Genomic DNA, 20,382 nt, shown 5'->3' on the forward strand with positions numbered 1-20,382 from the left:
AGGAGAATCCATATGGATACAAGCTGGATTGGCGGTGTAATCCCGCCGATTGTTACACCGGTAGATTCAGAGGAATGTGTGGAAGAGCAGGGGCTTCGCAATGTGATTGAACATGTAATTGCCGGCGGCGTTCACGGGATACTGTCTTTAGGCAGCAATGGAGAATTTTATGGATTGGATCATGAACAGCAAGAGCGCGCCGTCTCCATTACAATTAATCAGATAGCAGGGCGCGTACCGCTCTATATGGGGATTGGGGCCATAACGACCAAAGAATGCGTGAAGCTTGCCAAAATGGGTGAAAGGCTTGGAGCGCAGGCGATAACGATTTTGCCGCCTATGTTTCTAACACCTTCGGAAGAAGAGCTTTATCGTCATTTTGACACGATAGCCGCTTCGACGTCACTGCCGGTACTGCTCTACAACAATCCGGATCGTGTCGGCAATAATATTTCCGCCAATCTGATCGAAAGACTTGCCGATACTCCGAACATCGTCGGGGTTAAGGACAGCAGCGGAGATTTGACCTTAACCGCGGAGTATATTCGGAGAACCAGACATAAAGGCTTCCGGGTAATGGCCGGTCGGGATGTCATGATATTGGGCTCATTCGTATACGGCGCAGTGGGTTGTGTGGCATCAACCGCGAATATCGTGCCTTCACTCGTCGTTGAGATTTACGATAAATATGCGGCTGGAGATTTGCCGGGAGCATTGGAGGCTCAATTTAAGCTGGCTCCGCTTCGAATGGCATTTAATCTTGCAAGCTTCCCGGTTATTACGAAAGAGGCGATGAATCTCATAGGGGTTCCTGTAGGCGGCTCGATTCTTCCAAATACCGCTTGCTCCGATACAAACCGTGATAAGCTGAGGGATATTTTACAGCAAATGGGTGCTATTTAAGGGCTGGTCAGGAATCTTCGGTCATAACGAGTAGGGGGCAGCGAAATTGATGAAAGTTGGATTCATTGGACTGGGCATTATGGGAAAGCCGATGAGCAAAAATTTACTAAAAGCGGGCTATGAGCTTGTCGTTTTGGCAAAGAACAAGGGCGCTGCCGAGCTGGCAGCGGCTGGCGCTACGCTGGCTGACACGCCCAAAGCGGTGGCAGAGAAAGCGGACATCATCATTACGATGCTGCCTAACTCCCCGCAGGTGAAGGAAGTTGTACTGGGATCAGATGGAGTAATAGAAGGAGCTAAACCCGGCTGTGTTGTGGTGGATATGAGCTCCATTGCGCCTCTTGCAAGTCAGGAGATCGCCGGCAGGCTGGCGGAGAAGGGGATTCACATGCTCGATGCCCCCGTAAGCGGAGGTGAACCGAAGGCAATTGAAGGGACGCTTTCCGTCATGGTCGGGGGAAGCAAAGAGGTGTTTGATAAGTGCTACGATGTGATGAAGGCCATGGCAGCCTCCGTTGTAAGGACAGGAGACATCGGCGCTGGAAATGTAGCCAAACTCGCCAATCAGATTATTGTGGCGATTAACATTGCAGCTATGTCGGAAGCACTGGTTTTGGCTGCTAAGGCTGGCGTTGAGCCGGAATTAGTGTATCAGGCGATCCGAGGCGGATTGGCAGGAAGCACCGTGCTGGATGCGAAGGCTCCCCTTGTTATGGACCGCCATTTCGAACCTGGCTTCCGAATCAACCTGCATATGAAGGATCTCAGCAATGTGCTGGAAACGTCGGCAGAGGTCGGAGTGCCGCTCCCGTTAACCTCATCGGTCATGAAGATGATGCAGGAGCTGCAGGCCGATGATATGGGGGATTGCGATCATAGCAGCTTAATACGCTACTATGAAAAATTGGCGGAAATTGAAGTGAGCAGGCAGCGGTAACTTCGGTCATTCGTAGCCTGATGATAACGATGAGACCAGAAGCTTGATACAAGGAGGATGCAGGTATGCCTGAGCAAGCAAAAATCCAGAATGAAGCGCCTCTTTATATAAAGGTTAGCGCCAAGGATAATGTTGCGATTATCGTTAATTCCGGTGGTTTGGCTAAAGGATGCATCTTTGCTTGCGGCCTTGAACTTAGAGACGGCATTCCTCAGGGTCATAAAGTAGCCCTGACGGATTTGGAGCAGGATGAGCCTATTATTCGTTACGGGGAAGTGATCGGATATGCGGCAGACCCGATTCCAAAAGGCAGCTGGGTGAAAGAAGAGTTGGTAAGACTCCCTTTGCCTCCCCAATTAGACGAGCTGCCGATTGCTAATCAAGTACCATTACCGCTGCCGCCTCTTGAAGGATATACTTTTGAAGGATATCGCAACGAAGATGGAAGCGTCGGCACAAAAAATATACTAGGAATCACAACAAGCGTGCAATGTGTTGCAGGGGTGCTTGACTATGCCGTAAAAATGATTAAAGAACAATTGCTTCCCCGTTATCAAAATGTAGAGGATGTAGTGGCTTTAAGTCATAATTATGGCTGCGGAGTTGCCATTAATGCTCCTGATGCTGTCATTCCGATTCGCACCATACAAAATATCGCGACCAATCCCAATTTTGGCGGCGAGGTACTTGTAGTGGGGTTAGGCTGCGAGAAGCTAATACCGGAAAGATTGCTCACGGACGGAGACTCGGCCAACATCGTTTCTTTGCAAGATCATCATGGTTTTATGAGTATGATACAGTCCATTATGAGCTTGGCGGAACAAAAGTTGATAAAGTTGAATCGCCGGCACCGCGTAACTTGTCCCGTGTCCGATCTGGTGGTTGGCTTGCAATGCGGAGGAAGCGATGCTTTTTCCGGGGTAACGGCGAACCCGGCAGTAGGATTTGCCGCTGATTTGTTGGTTCAAGCGGGAGCAACGGTTCTATTTTCGGAGGTCACCGAGGTTCGTGATGCCGTTCACCTGTTAACGCCGCGGGCGATCAATCAAGAAGTGGGCCAAGCCTTAATTCAAGAAATGAAATGGTACGATAATTATTTGGAGAAGGGCCAAGCGGACCGGAGTGCGAATCCGTCGCCAGGAAATAAAAGAGGCGGATTGGTGAACGTGGTAGAGAAGTCGCTTGGATCCATTATCAAGTCGGGCAGCAGTCCCATTGTGGGAGTATTATCCCCGGGGGAAAAAGCAACCCAAAAAGGACTCGTTTTTGCGGCAACACCTGCGAGCGATTTTGTTTGCGGCACGTTACAACTTGCCTCTGGCGTAAATATGCAAGTGTTTACAACCGGAAGAGGCACACCTTACGGATTGGCGATGGCACCTGTTATTAAAGTAGCTACCCGAAATTCTTTAAATGAGCAGTGGCATGATTTAATCGACGTGAATGCCGGAACGATAGCAACGGGCGAAGCAACGATAGAAGAAGTCGGTTGGGGAATTTTTCGCATGATATTGGATGTAGCAAGCGGGAAAAAGAAGACTTGGGCAGACCGCTGGGGATTGCACAATGATTTGTGCCTGTTTAACCCGGCTCCGGTAACCTGATGTAATCCGTCAGGATGGATTGAATCCTGCAGCTGCTGAAATCGTCGATAAGCTTATCCGGAGGCATGTTTCTATCGTAGGATTACGATAGAAACATGCCTCTTGGGGCTCCCATAGAGCTGGCGTGATTCCGGGTGGACGGATGCAAGGAATTTCGCATTTTCGAACAAATTGCGTTGCCTGTCATTACTCCGGCGATCTCCATTGCAATTTATACAGTAGTCCGAACGATATAGTCCGCTGTTCGAATAGCAAGAGCAACTGTGGTCAATGTGGGATTTGCGGCCATCAGAGACGGGAGAACACTGTTATCTGCGACGAATAGCCCGGACACTCCGTGAATTTGTCCAAACCGATTGGTTGCAGAGGTTGCGGGGTCTTCGCCCATACGGCATGTACACGATTCATGGTCGCCGGCGAGGATGTCCCGGCGCCCAAAATGGGCGGTTCCGAGACCGAGCGCAGCTGCAGCTCTATTCAACGCATGTTCTGCCATATCGAGATTGTTGATGTCCTCCGCAGTATATGAAACATGGAACTCCGCCTGGGGAATCCCGAAATAATCACGTTCGTACGGATTCAGCGTTATACGGTTTTCATAACGCGTTTGAACGACCCCGACCCCGTTAAAATAGATTTCCTCTTCGCTCCGGAATGGGATCTCTTTATTGTGGTAGAACTGAGTGCGCGTTGGACCCTCGATTTGGACTTGAAACGGTATTCCCGCGATTTGGGGCAGCAGGATACCAATCGTGCCGAGAACATAGGGATACAGTACGCGGTTTATTTTTAGAGGACCTCCAACTAGGGAATGATCGGTTAAATAATGTCCGATCGAGTGGCCTGGGATGCCGGAATAGAGCAGGAGACGGGGCGTTTCAATCGTGCTTGTGCACATAATAACCTTCTTTGCTTTCAGGACATAGGATTTTTTGTCGGGTGTCATAACCTCAACGCCTTCGACTTTCCCTTTACCGGCCAGCACGCGAACTGCACGGGAAAATACAGCTAAATCGTACGATCGCCGATTCAAAGCCCGGGCAAGAAATGAAATGGAGCTGAAGTAGACGTTGCTATGCAGTTCGCCATATTTGGTAGGCTGCAGATCTATAGCCGTAGGCATATTCATCGCATGGGTAAAACCGTTGTTCCATAGACGGTTCAGGAAGATTTGATTAGTCGGCGAGCCGTTTACATAGCTGTCGGAGACATTCATAGCTTGCTCGGCGATTTTGTAATACAACTCCATTTCCCGGATCGGAACGGGCCAATCCTGTGCCGTCAAGTACATTCGCGGCGTCAAGGCATTCCATGCAAGCGTCCTTCCGCCCAGAGCGATTATTTGGCGGGTTTTCGTACCTGATACGGGAATGAAAAGACCCGGCGTAGTGTATGCGAGGTCATTCGCGCGAGATGGATTCATGGTTTCGATATTGCGAAGGTTGGTAGGCAGCACAAGGCCTCCGGCTTCGATAACGCCGATTTTCTTTCCGTTATTCCTCCATTGCTCGCATAGCCGCCAGAGAACTGCTCCTCCGCCTGCCCCCGTGCCGACGATAAGGACGTCATATTCGGTCTGACTCATGGTTTTGAGCGGTGTTGTCGGTATCCAGTTCGGCCTGGAGATTTCAATATCGCTGGTTCTATTCACATTCAATCGCAGCATAACCACATCCTCGCCATAGGAGACTTTGTGAAAAGGCCAACGCATTATATATATTCAAGAATGATTTCTCTGAACACTAAATAAACTCTACGGAATGCGGTCTGGCTATCCGTACAGCTGATTACATTGCCAATCGGAATTTTTAACGGCCCTTGCATTGACGGAACGGTAAAAAGAATATACTAAGGTGCAAATAAAGCAGGCCAACCTCAACCGAGGATGGGCTGCTTTTGCTCTTTTGCCTCTCCATTCGTTTACGGTACAAACTGTTTTCAAGTATGGTTTATGAAAACCAAGCCGATAATGGTTGTGATTACATTTGACTTCTAGGTGGATGCAGAGATGAACAAATGGTTGCAGAAGTTTTATGCACAAATACATAAAGATGATCAGAAACAAGATACAGATCTAAGCACCGAACAGACCGAAACGCTTTCAGGCGACCTCCAGCAAAATATTAATTACATCTTAGCGATAACCGGAAACAGCTCGGACTTTAACATTCGTAAGTTTCAAGGAGCCTATGGTTTGCCCATGGCTATTGTTTATATAAATGGTCTAACCGATACCGAAGTGATTAACGATAACATTATGAATCCGATCCTGTCCGATGCAGAAGCAAACACCGACCAAAAAAGAACATTATCTGAGTTTTTTGCAGTCATTAAAGATAAAGTGCTTACCGTTAATGCCACAAATACGGTGAGTAAAATAGATGACTTAATATTGGCTCTGTACAAAGGAGATACCGTTATTCTCGCAGACGGCTGGGATCAAGCTATTTCTGCAAGTTCTGCCAAATGGATTCAAAGAGGCGTACAGGAGCCTTCTTCTCAATCGGTTATTCGCGGTCCCAAAGATGGATTCACCGAGGATATAAGCACGAATGTAGCGTTACTCCGGCGCAGAATCAAAAGCCCGAATCTATGGAAAATCGACCGGAAAATCGGAGTGGTAACACAAACTGACGTTAGTGTTATGTATCTCAAAGGAACCGCTGATGATTTAGTCGTGAAGGAAGTGCTTCAAAGGCTTGATCGCATTGAAATAGACGGCATACTGGAAAGCGGCTATATAGAAGAATTTATACAGGATCAGACCATTACCCCTTTTCCAACAATCATAAACACAGAACGTCCAGACACGGTCTCGGCTTCCATCTTGGAAGGGCAGGTTGCCGTCTTGGTGGATGGAACACCATTTGTTCTTGTGATGCCTATTACCTTTGTCAAGTTCTTCATTGCCAGCGAGGACTATTACCAGAGATTCGATATTTCCTCGTTCTTGCGGCTTTTGCGCTTTTTTGCGTTTACCATTTCGATGGTTCTTCCTTCTCTCTATATTGCAATTACGACTTTTCATCAAGAAATGATACCGACGACTCTCTTGGTCAGTCTTGCAGCACAAAGGGAAGGGATTCCTTTTCCGGCATTCTTTGAAGCATTGATGATGGAAATCACATTTGAGGTATTAAGGGAAGCTGGGGTTCGAATGCCTAGGGCAATCGGTTCGGCCATTTCCATCGTAGGTGCGCTTGTTTTGGGACAGGCTGCAGTTGAAGCTGGTCTTGTTTCAGCTGCTATGGTGATCGTGGTAGCCTTTACGGCGATCTCCAGCTTCGTCGTTCCGGCGTTTAATATCTCAATTGCCGCAAGGTTGATTCGTTTCATTCTGATGATTCTTGCCGCAGTATTAGGATTGTTCGGGATTATGTCGGGGCTCTTTTTCCTAATCATCCACTTATTATCTCTTCGCTCTTTCGGTGTTCCTTACATGGCACCAATAGCACCTTTCATACCTAGCAACCTTAAAGATTCCTTCGTAAGGGTGCCTTGGCGGTTGTTGGTTACCAGACCGCGTCTTTTTGCTAAGAACAATTATGTGCGCCAAAACGTAAAAGTAAGTCCGGAACCTTCCGACAAGGAGAAGGAAAAGTAATTGTCTGAAATTTTTACATCAGGGAAACGGACATCAAAAGGGGATTAGGAAATGAAGCGAGGGATAATCCTGCTGTTGATCATCATCATGTTATTAGTTAATAGCGGTTGTTCAAACCATATTGAACTAAACAAGCTCGGGATCATCAGCGCAATAGCCTTTGATTTAGATGAACGTAATCAATGGGTATTGACCTTTCAAATTATTATACCGAAGTCAACCTCGGCTAAAACCGGTGGCGGTTCCCAATCTCCGGTTACCGTCTTTTCAACGAAAGGAAAGACCGTACTTGAAGCCATTCAAAAGAGTGATTTAGAGGCCCCCCGCCATCTCTTTTTTTCTCATACTCAAGTTATTATTATCAGTGAGCGTGTTGCTAAATTTGGAATCAGCCAAATATTAGATGCTTACTTGAGAAGTTATGAATCAAGGGAGACTGCAAATGTTCTTATTTCGGATGGAGACGCAAAGAATGTGCTCACGATCCTTGCCCCTTTAGAAAACAATCCAGGAACCGCGATTTCCAATTTGTTAAGTGGACAAGGAGGCAAACAAACCAACATCATTCAGTCCAAGTTACATGATTTGATTTCTACTATGACAAATCCTTCAGCTAGTGCTACTTTGCCGGAAATCAAAATCGCGGGTAAAACAGAGGGACAAAATTCTTTAGACGCACTTAAACAAACTCAGAATTACGCCTCCTTGACACTGGACAGAGTGGGGGTGTTTAAGAGGGATAAATTTGCAGGTTGGCTAAGCCGGAAAGAAAGTCTCGGCATCCCCTGGATAACGGATCAGTTAAAAAGAACGACCATCGTCTTTTCTTGTAAAGAGGAGAACGGCAGCGAACAGCTATCCTCCTTTTTAGTTGAAAAATCTCACACAAAATTAAAACCGATCATTTCGAATGGTAATTTGTTCATGAACGTAGAAATCGAAGCGAAAGGAAACCTGATTGAGACGGCATGCAATCTGGACCTAAAGCAGTCTAAAACCTTAAAGAAACTGGAAAAACATATCCAAAAGCAAATAAAAAATGATGTAGATTATTCCTTTCCAGCTCTGAAAAAAATGAAAGCAGACGCATTGGGCTTCGGAGACGCATTCCACAAATCTTACCCGCAGGAATGGAAAAAGCTAAGCATGAACTGGGAGAATGAGTTCAAAGAAATAAAAATGGACGTAAAAGTTCATGTCACAATAAGGCGGACCGGAATGATTGATGATTCCTTCTCCAAGATTTCTGGTAAAAAAGAATGAGAAATGAGGCTTCCTATGGAACGGATCAGCAAATATCAGTTGGGCTCGATGATTATCTTATTTCAAATTGGAAGCACGCCTTTATTTGAATTAGGAATCAAAGCCAATCAAGATGCATGGTTAGTTGTCGTTACCAGCATGCTGCTGGGATTAATGCTGCTTTTTCTATTTTTGGCGATCCAGCGAAGGGAGCCGGAAAAAAATTTAAGTCAGTTATTAACCCAATATTTCGGTTCCTTTGTGGGAAAATCTCTCTTATTGCTCTATGCCGTGATATTTACTTACGAAGCCATGCGAAATGTACGCGATTTTGGGGATCTTTCCCTCTTTACCATTCTTCCGCATGGCCCCATTTCCGTTATTATGATCATTATGATGACGTTGTCGATTTATTCGGTTTATAAAGGAATTGAAGTATTTTTTCGGTTTGCCGAATTTATCGTGATAGGCGTGCTGTTATTTTATCTGATCTTAATTATCATGCCGTTTATTTCGGGTATTGTGCATTTGAATCGTCTTCTTCCGATTATGGAAAATGGAATTCAGCCCGTATTAAAAAATAGTCTACTTCATGACATATGGATGCCATTTGGCCAAATGGTCGTTTTTCTTATGTTCTGGAGTTATTTAAACGAAAAGAAAGAGAGGACTAAAACGTCGATTCAAGCTTTTTTTGTTTCGGGCATGGTTATCCTTCTATCTAACATCATAAATCTGATCGTTCTGGGTCCGGAATTAATTAAAATTAGCACGGTACCTTTATTACAATCCGTACAGCTCATTGAGCTCGCTGAAATATTCGAGCGTTTTGACGCGCTTGTTATCCTGCTTTTTTATGCGGGGATCTTTATTAAAGCGACTTTATGGTATTTGGCAGCCTTGCTTGGTCTGTCTCAGTTGTTTTGCATGGATTATAGACGTTTTGCCATTCCAGTCGGAGCAATTATTTATATCACTTCACTTCTCCCTTCTAGCTGGCAATCGCATCTGGAGTTTGGACATTTCATCGCGGATCAATTACATATTAATAAGGTTTTCATAGCCGTTATACCTGCCATTCTTTATATGGCGATGTTGATTAAACCATATAAGAGAAAATGACATAGTGAACACTAAGGGATCGCCCTTCGTAAACGAGTGTCTTTTTGTCGACAATTTTAACAGACCATGAAATAATAGATCCACATTTCTTACATAGGGTGGTGCTGGATTTGTGAGAGCGTTTCTGCCTTCTTTGCCTGCCATTAGCTTAAGGGCACGGCTGACGTTTTATTTCATCACGTTGATTATTATTTCGCTTACGGTCATGGGAATAGGCTACTTTGTTAAGAGCTCCGACGTTATTCTGGCAAACGCAAGCGAAACGTCGCTGGGTCTGGTTAGAATGAGCAATCGATCCATTGACGCTACATTAGCCCAGGTTGAGAAAAGCGCGATTAATATGCACCTGGATGAAGAGCTTTTTACTTTTTTTAATAACACCAGCCTCGAAGACAGAAGCGATGCCGACCGTAGGATTACGCGCGTTCTCAATAAATATTTTCCTTCTACGGAGGATGTGTTTTCGGTCAATCTGGTGACGAAGGAATACACGTTCGGTGAAACCCCGAGCTTCTGGATTCCCAAAAAGGATTATGCCTTATCCAATATTTATCAGATTGGCCAGCGATCCACCGCGAATACGAGCTGGATTCCTACCTACAACCTGCTTAAACAGTTTTATTCGACCAACCTCACCTTTACGGAGAAGGACCAATACGTTTTTACCGCCACCAGGCGGATGAACTTTGCTGCAGTACGGAACAATTTGCTTAGGGAAATGGGACAAAACGTGGAGCGCCCCATTCTCATCCTGAACTTTCAAGAGACGATGATTAAAAAGGCATTTAAGGAGAGTCTGACGGTTGCAGGCTCTTTTTATCAGATGTTCACCCCAGACGGCATGATTGTGTCCGCCTCTGGTTCGCTTGACGATCAGGCTGCGGTAAGCCAGGATTGGATCCGTTATGCGGCTGCGAAGAGGAGCGGTACGGAATATATCGAGATCAATGGCCGGAAGATGGTCGTATGCTTTGACACCGTTAACGTTACAGGCTGGTTATCCGCTGTATTTATTCCTTACGACAACCTAAAGAAAACCGTTCCGAACATGTCTGCCTATATGTTTTATTCGACGATCTTTATCATTCTGATCTCGGTCGTCCTGGCTTCCGTTATTTCGGGGAGAATCACCCTGCCGTTAAAAAGGCTTCTTCGGGCAATCCACCGCATTGGGGAAGGCAATTTTGACAGCAAAATCGAACCAACAGGCACGCTGGAGCTGAACGTCATCATTCACAAATTCAATCAGATGAACGATAAAATTCATATTCTGATCGAGGAAAACTATAAGACGCAGCTGAAAGAAATGGAAGCGGAATTGAAGGCGCTCAATTTTCAGTTCAATCCGCATTTTCTTTATAACACGCTCAATATCATTAATTATTTGGCGATTGAGAATAAGCAAAAGCTGATCAGCAATATGCTGGTCGATCTATCGGAGATGCTTGAATATACCGCCAAAAATCCGGGCAGGGTAAGCTTCAAGGAGGACTTCTCCTACTTACAGAACTATGTTTTCATCATGAACCAAAGGTTTGAGGGGAAATTTACGATATCGTATGAGATGGATCCCCAGTTATTTAATTATTCCGTACCGAAATTTTTCCTGCAGCCGTTTATAGAGAATTCGCTGATACACGCTCTTGATGAGATGGAGGAGGGCGGAGTAATTAAAGTATCGGGACGAATCGAAGGGCAACTTAGGGTTTTCACCATTGCGGATAACGGAAAGGGTATGGACCCGGACACGATCCGCCGCGTGCTGGAGCTTAAGGATGGTCCGAGAGATAAATTCCAATCCATAGGGATTACGAACGTGAACGGGCGGATTAAATTGCTTTACGGGCATGACTATGGCATGCATATTGAATCGCAGAAAAATCAGGGGACGACTGTTACGATACGGCTTCCTCTCAGTTAGCCGGATCAGGCGAGAATGGCTATTAACGCCGCCTTGCCTGATTTTTTTTATAAAAATATGCTTTTGAAAGTGTTTTCAGTGTTATTGTCCACTAATTTACGTTTTTTAGAGTAGGTTAAATCCATTAATCCTATTATGATGAAAGCGTAATCAAAAAACGTTTAGGATGGTGTTATATGAAAAAGGGGATTATTACTGCAGTACTAGCCACAATGCTTATGACCGGCTGTTCCTCCGGAGGCCAGACGAACGAAGCTGATTCGAGCGGCGGCAAGGCGGGCAATGAAGTCATTGAGCTGAACTTCTGGCGTCCGCAATCAAAAGAGGCGGAGGACAATGTTTATGTGAAGAGGATAGAGGAGTTCAACAAAGCTTATGAAGGAAAGATAAAATTGAAGATGGAGTCCATTACGAGGGGCAATTCTTTCGCTTATGAAGATAAAATCAATGCGGCTGTAGCTTCCAATACGCTTCCGGACGTCATTGCGTTGGACGGGCCGAATATCGCCAATTACGCGGCTTCGGATATTATTATCCCGCTGGATGAATATTTCACCGAAGAGGACATGAATGATTTCGTACCGTCCATTGTTCAGCAAGGCATGTATAAGGATAAATTTTATGCGCCGGGATTGAACGAGTCTTCCGTTGTGTTGTTTTACAATAAGAAGATTATGGATGAAAACGGGATCACGCCGCCTGACAAAATAGAAGACGCATGGACATGGGACGAGTGGTATGACGTCATGAAGAAAACCTCCAAGGACGGCGTTTTCGGAACGAATATGATTAACGATAAGGGCGAATGGATGACATATGCCTTCGAGCAATTGTGGATGTCGGGCGGAACGGACCTCGTGAACGACGAAGGAACAAAGGCTGACGGATTCGTTAATAGCGAGCAAGGCATTGAAGCGGCCGCTTTCCTGCAGAAGCTCGCCAATGAGAAACTGTTCAACATCGACCCGAAACCGACAGAATTCGAAGAAGGAAAAGCGGCAACCAAGCTTGGCGGTCCTTGGAACATCCCGGGATTCAAAAACTATCCGGACCTGGAATGGGGCATTACCTATTTCCCTAAGAAACCGGGTGGCACCTCAACCGCACCTTCAGGCAGCTGGGCTGTAGGCGTCTCGGCGGACAGCAAGCATCCGAAGGAAGCTGCGGAAGCGGTGAAGTGGCTCACGAACAAAGACAGCTCAACTGAGCTGGCGAAAGCGACGAGCATGCCGGCCAGCCGTAAATCTGCTTTCGAGGGCATGGCGGAATACAACGATCTGCCGCTCCGAATCATCAAGGAGCAAGTGACGACGGTCTCGAACGCAAGGCCGGTAACCCCTGCATATCCCGTGCTGACGCAAAAGTTCGCTGAAGCATTGATCGATATTATGTTGGGTGCCGATGTGAAGAAGTCGCTTGATAATGTGGCAACCATTTATGATGAAGAATTTAAGAGAAACTTTGCCGAATAGGCGTTAAGAAGAGAATGAATGAATGGTTGCGGCAGCGGAAATAGCCATAAATGCTCCTGCGCCGCACCTTTCATTATAATTGGAGAGAGGGAGATTAACGATATGCAAACTGCATGGGGTGCAGGTGAACATAAGAACAAGCAGGCGTCACTCGGCCGGCAGAAGAGAAGGGAAAGTGTCGTTGGTTATTCTTTCATTGCGCCTTCGGTTATATTGCTTCTAGTATTTCTGGTGCTGCCTTTTCTGCTTGCGGTCCTATTCAGCTTCACCAAGTTCAACTTGCTCCGGCCGGATAAGATCCAGTTCAACGGATTAGATAATTATATTCTTCTTTTTCAGGACAGCCTGTTCTATAAGTCACTGTTCAACACGTTATATTTTACCGTCATCGTCGTACCTGTCCAATCCGCTTTGGCGTTTATGCTTGCCCTCTTGGTCAATCATCAGTTAAAGCTGCGGAATGTGTTTCGAATCGCCTACTTCAGTCCGGTCGTGACCTCGATGACCGTTATCGCTATTTTGTGGATTTCTCTCTATAATCCGAATGATGGCTTGATCAATTCAGCCCTGAATTTTTTCGGAATCCCGAAACAACCGTTCCTGAGAAGCGCTGATCAGGCGATGTATTCGATTATATTTATGTCGGTATGGCAGGCGGCCGGCTATCAAATGATGATTTTTCTCGCAGGCCTTCAGGGGATCTCCAAGGATATCTATGAAGCTTCATCCATAGACGGCGCGAACAGGTTCCAGCAGCTGCGTTTCATTACCATTCCAAGTTTGTATAACGTGACTGTATTTGTACTGACGATTACGACGATTCAAGCGGTGAAGTTGTTCGTGCAGCCGTACATTATGACAAACGGCGGTCCCGAAAATACGACGAGGACGCTGGCCTTGTTCATTTACCAACAAGGCTTCCAGTTTAGGAACGCTGGATATGCTTCGGCCATATCCGTCATTTTCTTCCTTATTGTTGTCGTCATCTCTTTTTCCATGAAAAAATTTTTCAGAGATAAATAGCGGGAGGATCGTTACGTATGACAGATCGAACAGCAAAACTGTTTCTCAATATAGCTAACATTATCATGTCGCTTTTGTTCATAACCCCATTACTTTGGATGGTCGTCTCATCGTTTAAGCCTGAAACTCAGATTTTCGCGGACTTAAGTTCCTTGAAGGCATTGCTTCCGCTAAATTTTACATTTGATAATTATATAGCCGCTTTCGACCGGATTCCGATGATGAAGTTTATGTTTAATAGTTTATTTTATGTTACGGTCACTTGCGTAAGCGGATTGGCTGTCAATTCCATCTGCGGTTATGCACTTGCCAAGCTCCAATTCAAAGGAAGGGAATTCGTTCTTATGGCTGTCATTGCGCTTATGATTGTGCCATTCGAGAGCATCCTGATGCCGATGTATTTCATCGTGAACAGTTTGAAGTGGGTGGACACCTGGTATGCCTTGATCGTTCCTTTCGTAGCGAATTGCTTCAGCATCTTCATGTTCCGCCAATTTTTCATGGACGTTCCCAATGAAATACTGGAATCGGCCGCTATTGACGGCTCATCGCCAATGAAGACATTTATATCCATTGTCGTTCCATTATCTGGGCCTGTCTTCGCCACCGTTTTTATCCTTGATTATATTCATCGCTGGGGCGATTTCATGTGGCCAATCCTGGTCACAACGGGAGAATCGCTGCGCAATATACAACTAGGGATTCAAACCTTTTTCACCCTGCCGCCTATCTATTACGGGCAGATAATGGCAACTCTTACGTTTACTACTGTTCCAATCATTATTCTTTTTCTTTTGCTGCAAAAATATTACGTACAGGGAATTACAAGCGCGGGCATAAAAGGGTAAATGAATGACCTTATTATAAAATGAAACCAACAGATGTAGCGGAGGCGTATGACATGAAGCTTGAAAAATATAGGCCGTATTATCATTTTACTCCAGAGTTGAACTGGATGAACGATCCTAACGGCATGGTTTATTTTAACGGGGAATACCATCTGTTCTATCAATATCATCCGCATGGGACAACATGGGGGCCGATGCACTGGGGACATGCGATAAGCTCTGATATGGTCCACTGGAGACATTACCCAATTGCGCTGGCTCCGGATGAGCATGGCGAGATTTTCTCGGGAAGTGCAGTCGTGGATTGGAAGGATACGTCCGGATTGTTTGGCGGAAAACCGGGATTGGTCGCGATTTTTACCCATCATGATAAACAACCGGGCAGTGACCGGCAAAGACAGTGCCAAAGTCTGGCATACAGTGATGATAAAGGTAGAACATGGACAAAATATAGCGGAAATCCGGTACTCGAAGATGAGCGTTTTCCTGACTATCGGGATCCCAAAGTATTTTGGCATGAACGGACGAATCAATGGGTCATGATTCTGGCAACCGGCCAGACGGTGTGCATATACAACTCCCCGAACTTGATCGATTGGATGCTCGCGAGCGAATTCGGCGAAGGCCATGGAAGCCATGACGGCGTATGGGAATGTCCGGATTTGTTTGAACTTTCTATTGATGGGGATGCTGCTAGAACGAAGTGGGTCATGCTTGTCAGTATCGGAAACGTTCCCGAATTAGCTGAAGGCTCCAGGACGCAGGTTTTCATTGGTGAATTTGATGGCGGTACCTTTATCAATGGGCAGACTCCAGGTACGGTATGCTGGCTGGATTATGGCAGAGACAATTACGCCGGAGTCAGCTGGTCGGATATTCCAGTGGAGGATGGCCGGCGTATCTACATCGGATGGATGAGCAATTGGAAATATGCGCAGGTTACGCCAACAGAATCATGGAGGAGCGCGATGACGGTCCCTCGTGTTTTGTCGTTAATAACTCGAAACGGTGAGCTGAAGCTGGTTCAGCAGCCGGTTATCGAATTGGCGAAGCTGCGGACCGAGTCCGAGACCTGGAGTTCTATTGTCATTGAAGAAGGCGATAATCCGTTATCACACCTCTCGCTGGACTGCTGCGAGATCATCGCGGAGTTTGAGCTCGGCACAGCCGAGGAGTTTGGGCTTAAAGTCCGTACCTCGGAGAACCATTCTACGGTTGTGGGATATCAGGTCAGCAATCAGGAACTGTTTGTTGACAGGAGCTCTTCAGGCGATATCTCCTTCCATGAGGATTTTAAGGGGCGGCACGCCGTCAAGCTTGATGCCTTGAATGGGCGCGTCATCATACACGTATGGGTGGACAGCTCTTCAGTTGAAGTGTTTGCGGGTAACGGGGAAGCCGTCATTACGGATTTGATTTTTCCGGATCCGGAAGATCAAGGACTGGCAGTGTATACGCGAGGAGGGAATGTTCATTTGATCTCCTTGGAGGTTGCCCCTTTACAATCGATAGGGTAGGTGAGAATCATCTTGAACAAGATAATGGTCGTCGACGACGAGGCTATCCAGCGAAGGGTGCTCGGGAAAATGATTCGTGAAGTCCTGCCTGATTGCGAGGTTATTGAGGCAAGCAATGGCAAGACTGCCCTGGATTTGCTTAAGTCGCATTCAATTGATGTCGTTATCACGGATATTAAGATGCCGATCATGGATGGCTTTGCATTCATTGAGCATGTGAATGAAACGGATGCCCATACGAAAATTATCATTCTTAGCGGATACCGCTACTTTGAATATGCACAAAGAGCCGTCCAGCTCGGTGCATTCGATTATTTGCTGAAGCCGGTGAAGGAAGAAAGTATAGAGCAGCTGTTGAATAAAGTAGCGGAAACCATCCGAAAAGAAAAAATGCAGTTCGTAGAACAAGAGACGATCAAGAACCAATTAAACAGCAGCTTAAGCGTCTATTATGATCACCTGCTGTATGAGTGGATAAACAACGGGTTATCGGAGCACAAGTTAAAAGAACTTCAAACCAAATTTAAATTGGACAATAAAGGGTTCAGCTTCGTTACAAGGATTTACGATACCGGTCCTGAACATTTATCCGAAGGCCGATTAGACGAAATTAGAAACGCCATGCCGGACATGTTGGAGAAGCTTATTGGTTTGGACGGCAGGGTTGTTTCCTTTTTTTCGCCGGAGGATAAACGAAACATGATTACCGTGATGACAGCGGAATATGACACGGATGCCGAAGTGGAAAAGATATTGGTTTCCTTAAAGGATTTCAGTCACCGGCTGTCGGAGCAATACAACTGCTTGTTCCTCATTGGAGTGGGGGGAGTACGTTCGCATTTTTTGCAAGGCGCGCTGGAGTCTTATAAGGAAGCGCAAGCAGCTGCCTGCTTCCGTTATTTTCTCAGCACAGAGCGTGTAATCCACTATAAAGATATTTCGGGTAAGATTAAGCCAATGCTTTATGATTTTATGAAGGATGAGGAGCTGCTCAAAGAGTATATCCGGACAATGAAGAGCGAATCCATGATCAACCATGCCGAAGGGTTGTTCAAGCGGGTTACCGACAACGGTTTCCCGTACCCTGACCAGTGGATCAAGTCGGTTGTTCATATGGTTTATCATATAGCGCCGGTCATTTCGGATTTCGTTAGTGCTGATGAATATCAACAAACGTTGGCGGAGATCGAGAGACTGCTCACGACGGCTGCAGATTATTGCGATTGTCAAAAAAAGTTTTTAGAAATTCTCTTTCATTTCATGTCGATCATCAAAAGCAATCGCACGAATAAGCATGAAATGGTCATAGAGAAATGCAAAGCCTATATCGACACCCATTACATGGAGGATTTGTCCTTAGAAGCGGTATCCAGCCAGTTATTTTTTAGCCCCAATTATTTGAGCATCATATTGAAAAATCATTTGGGCGTAACCTATTCGAAATATTTAACAGATGTTCGATTAAGGAAGGCCGTTGAAATGTTGGAGAACCGGGATAACAAGGTGTATGAGATCGCCGTCAAAGTCGGATTTAAGGACGAAAAATATTTTTATCGCGTATTTAAGAACAGATTTGGCGTTACGCCGGACGAATACCGCAAGAGTCATCACTGTTTTTAATTATCGCCAGAACTAACCCTGATGCTATCAGGGTTTTTTAGTTGCTTCACTGCATTTTAAATTATTTGTCCTCAGAAGATTTATCTTCTGTAAATATGGCCAAATATTTCACCTGCGGCGATAACGGGATCACGAGGTGCTCCTCCAAGGAATTAAAGTATACGCCGTCCCCGGCATTCATTTCATATTCCTGGCTGCCGACCTTGTATTTCATTTTGCCGGAGAGCACAAAGATGAACTCTTCCCCTTCATGGGAAAAAACGTGGCTCTTAACCTCGCCTTTCTCTGCGACAAATAGATACGGCTGCATGGTCTTGTCCCTTCGTCCCGATGCAAACGCATAGAAGGAATAACCATTGCTCGTCTTGATCCATTTATCCGCATCTTTATATTCCGCTGCGCTTGTAAATACAGTTCCGTTGCTGGCATCGGGTTCAAGCAGGTCCGAAACCTTTACGCCAAGCGCTCCGGCGATTTTCATGAGTGTCGCAACGGCGGGCATGGTGCTGCCGCTTTCGATCTTGGACAGCATGCTCTTCGTGAACCCGCATGCGCCCGCAATCTCATCTTGCGTACGCTTCTGCTCCTTGCGAATCAACCGGATTCTCTTTCCTAATTCCATATCCATACCTCACAACGTAAAAGTTTATCGTCATTCAACTTTACCTATGTTAGCGTAAAAAAGCTAGTCCATGAACAAATACCAAGAAGAAAACGATTGCTGAAATGCCCATCCTATGCTATATTTACGCTAATTCAACTTAGTTGAATATAAGTTAATTAAATTGAATGAGGTGAACGGAAGTGAAGAAGTTTAAAGTCGGTCTGATCGGGGCAGGCGGCGTAACCGAGCTGCATTTGGAGGGGTACAAGGGCGATCCGGAACGTATTGCATTTACCGCAATCTGCGATCCGAACGAAGAAATACTTAAACATCGGGCAGATAAATATGGCATTCCCCAGCGATATACGAAGCTGGATGACTTCATCCGGGAAAGCGGCGTCGATGTTGCAGTCGTCTGTACGCCTACCTCGATCCGCAAGCAAATTGTTCTGCCGCTGCTGGAAGCGGGATTTCCGTTATTTGTGGAGAAACCTTTCTCCGACACGTTAAGCGATGCCGTAGAAATTACGGAAAAAGCGAAGCAGCTTGGCATTCCGGTCGCCGTGAATCAGAATTTCAGACGCCATTATACATTCGATACCGTGAAGAAAATCGTTGCCGGGAATACGATTGGAAAAGTAACCATGATTACCTTCAATAATATGCTTTTCCGCCAAGACACCGGTTGGCGGCTTGATTGTGAACGGCATGCGTTATCGGTAATGGGGATTCACTGGTTCGACGGGTTCAGGCAGGTTCTCGGGTGCGAAGCCGAATCGATCGTAAGCATGATGAGCTCTTCTGCGTCAATCGATTGCAAGGGAGAAACAGAGGCAACCGTGCAGATTAAATTCGAGAACGGCGCCATAGTTACATATACACAAAGCTTCTCTTCCATGATAGGCAGGACAGAGATGGTCGTGATCGGTGAAACGGGTACGCTTCGCTGCGACCACGGCTTTGTTGAGCTTTTCCGTAAAGGAGACAGAGAACCATCTCAAAGATGGGAAAATAACTGTTCCAGAGAAGAGAACAGTCTGGAAAATATTAAACAGCTGTTAACCTGGATCGAAACGGGCGTAGAGCCGGCTAACAGCGCGGAGGACAACCTGAAGATCGTGGCTATGCTCGAAGCAGCTTATATTTCAGCGAAGGAGAACCGGATCGTCCAGTTGAGAAACGGCGTATTGCTATGACGGTGAAGCTTGCTTTTTCAAGGCCTACCGCGACAGACGGGGAACGGAATCGGCTATTTACTAGGTATGGACCAGCAGGATATGAGGGCTTGCAGCTAAAGTCCGGCCAATATGCGCCATATTTGAAGGAGCCTGAGCGTTTTCTGGAAGAGTGGGGACATCTGGATGGCATCGGATCCGCTTTGATTACCGGAGGAAATCTGGATGAGCTAGGAATAGATGAGCTTCGGGAGCGATTTCGTTTCGGCCGGAAGATCGGTTCGGAATTAATCGTATTTTGCCACGGCGTATCCAGAAGCCAGGTGACGGCAGCGGATATTCGAAAGTTTGCGGATGTGCTATCAGGGCTTGGGCAGGAAGCGCAGCAGCACGGTCTAAAACTTTCGCTGCATCATCATTATGATCAGCCCGTCATGTACCGGGAGGACTTTGATATTTTCTTCGATCGCGTGCGGGAGGGAACTGTCGGGTTAACGATCGATACCGCTCATTTGGTTAAGTCGGGACTCACAGATTGCACGGATCTCATTAGAAGCTTTAAGTCTGTCATCGACAACTACCATATGAAGGACATCGCGGATGGGGAATGGCAAATTCTCGGGCGGGGGAAGATCGCGTTCCCGCAAATTTTCGAGGCGATCAAGGACAGCGGCTACAGCGGATGGGTATCGGCGGACGAGGAAAGTGGCGGGGGTATCGATGAAGGATTGGCTGAATGCGTATCCTTTCTGAAGAACGGATTTGGGATGCAAACGTAGGAGGGGAAACG

The 20,382-nt window shown here is 46.1% G+C and carries 16 protein-coding genes; 14 read left to right on the forward strand and 2 right to left on the reverse strand.

The annotated features are described in order from the left end of the window. Positions 1-12 precede the first annotated feature (12 nt). The 3 genes from dapA to garD all read left to right on the forward strand — a co-directional run bounded on the left by dapA (position 13) and on the right by garD (position 3,444). Positions 13-903 carry a 4-hydroxy-tetrahydrodipicolinate synthase gene (dapA, locus tag AC0YNZ_RS14145; RefSeq protein WP_475827198.1) on the forward strand — a complete coding sequence of 297 codons (891 nt, stop codon included), beginning with the start codon at positions 13-15 and terminating at the stop codon, positions 901-903. A 49-nt stretch (positions 904-952) separates the two neighbouring features. Beyond that, a complete protein-coding gene (gene garR, locus AC0YNZ_RS14150; protein WP_475827359.1) occupies positions 953-1,840 on the forward strand; it encodes a 2-hydroxy-3-oxopropionate reductase in 888 nt (295 codons plus the stop codon). A 65-nt stretch (positions 1,841-1,905) separates the two neighbouring features. Further along, a complete protein-coding gene (gene garD / locus AC0YNZ_RS14155) occupies positions 1,906-3,444 on the forward strand; it encodes a galactarate dehydratase (protein ID WP_475827199.1) in 1,539 nt (512 codons plus the stop codon). A 211-nt stretch (positions 3,445-3,655) separates the two neighbouring features. Here the strand turns inward: garD and AC0YNZ_RS14160 are convergent, their stop codons facing one another. Beyond that, positions 3,656-5,110: a GMC oxidoreductase gene (locus tag AC0YNZ_RS14160; RefSeq protein WP_475827200.1), complete on the reverse strand. Its 1,455-nt coding sequence runs from the start codon at positions 5,108-5,110 to the stop codon at positions 3,656-3,658. Positions 5,111-5,452: 342 nt separating this feature from the next. Here AC0YNZ_RS14160 and AC0YNZ_RS14165 point away from each other — a divergent pair, with 342 nt between their 5' ends. The 9 genes from AC0YNZ_RS14165 to AC0YNZ_RS14205 all read left to right on the forward strand — a co-directional run bounded on the left by AC0YNZ_RS14165 (position 5,453) and on the right by AC0YNZ_RS14205 (position 17,813). Next, positions 5,453-7,048, forward strand: coding sequence for a spore germination protein (locus tag AC0YNZ_RS14165; protein ID WP_475827201.1), 1,596 nt, complete (start codon positions 5,453-5,455; stop codon positions 7,046-7,048). A gap of 51 nt (positions 7,049-7,099) precedes the next feature. Next, a complete protein-coding gene (locus AC0YNZ_RS14170; protein WP_475827202.1) occupies positions 7,100-8,311 on the forward strand; it encodes a Ger(x)C family spore germination protein in 1,212 nt (403 codons plus the stop codon). Between the two features lie 15 nt (positions 8,312-8,326). Continuing rightward, positions 8,327-9,412: a GerAB/ArcD/ProY family transporter gene (locus AC0YNZ_RS14175; RefSeq protein ID WP_475827203.1), complete on the forward strand. Its 1,086-nt coding sequence runs from the start codon at positions 8,327-8,329 to the stop codon at positions 9,410-9,412. Positions 9,413-9,524: 112 nt separating this feature from the next. Then, positions 9,525-11,333, forward strand: coding sequence for a sensor histidine kinase (locus tag AC0YNZ_RS14180; RefSeq protein WP_475827204.1), 1,809 nt, complete (start codon positions 9,525-9,527; stop codon positions 11,331-11,333). Positions 11,334-11,509: 176 nt separating this feature from the next. Further along, positions 11,510-12,805, forward strand: coding sequence for an ABC transporter substrate-binding protein (locus tag AC0YNZ_RS14185; RefSeq protein ID WP_475827205.1), 1,296 nt, complete (start codon positions 11,510-11,512; stop codon positions 12,803-12,805). Positions 12,806-12,907: 102 nt separating this feature from the next. Then, entirely contained in the window at positions 12,908-13,828 is a 921-nt protein-coding gene (locus tag AC0YNZ_RS14190) for a carbohydrate ABC transporter permease (RefSeq protein WP_475827206.1), read from the forward strand. A gap of 17 nt (positions 13,829-13,845) precedes the next feature. Continuing rightward, positions 13,846-14,676, forward strand: a complete 831-nt coding sequence (locus tag AC0YNZ_RS14195; protein ID WP_475827207.1) for a carbohydrate ABC transporter permease — start codon at positions 13,846-13,848, stop codon at positions 14,674-14,676. Positions 14,677-14,729: 53 nt separating this feature from the next. Continuing rightward, entirely contained in the window at positions 14,730-16,193 is a 1,464-nt protein-coding gene (locus AC0YNZ_RS14200; protein ID WP_475827208.1) for a glycoside hydrolase family 32 protein, read from the forward strand. Positions 16,194-16,205: 12 nt separating this feature from the next. After that, entirely contained in the window at positions 16,206-17,813 is a 1,608-nt protein-coding gene (locus tag AC0YNZ_RS14205; protein ID WP_475827209.1) for a response regulator, read from the forward strand. 61 nt (positions 17,814-17,874) lie between these two features. Here AC0YNZ_RS14205 and AC0YNZ_RS14210 read toward each other — a convergent pair whose 3' ends face one another. After that, the gene (locus tag AC0YNZ_RS14210; protein WP_475827210.1) at positions 17,875-18,435 is read right to left on the reverse strand and encodes a helix-turn-helix domain-containing protein; all 561 of its coding nucleotides are present in this window, start codon (positions 18,433-18,435) and stop codon (positions 17,875-17,877) included. Between the two features lie 182 nt (positions 18,436-18,617). On the opposite strand from AC0YNZ_RS14210, the gene AC0YNZ_RS14215 reads away from it, so the two are divergent. Both AC0YNZ_RS14215 and AC0YNZ_RS14220 read left to right on the forward strand, forming a co-directional pair. Then, positions 18,618-19,613 (forward strand): Gfo/Idh/MocA family protein, encoded by a 996-nt coding sequence (locus tag AC0YNZ_RS14215; protein ID WP_475827211.1) that lies wholly within the window; start codon positions 18,618-18,620, stop codon positions 19,611-19,613. A gap of 89 nt (positions 19,614-19,702) precedes the next feature. Further along, complete coding sequence (locus AC0YNZ_RS14220) at positions 19,703-20,371, forward strand: sugar phosphate isomerase/epimerase family protein (protein ID WP_475827212.1); 669 nt, start codon at positions 19,703-19,705, stop codon at positions 20,369-20,371. The last annotated feature ends 11 nt before the right edge of the window (positions 20,372-20,382 follow it).

This window comes from Paenibacillus sp. J2L1-98, from assembly GCF_056269405.1.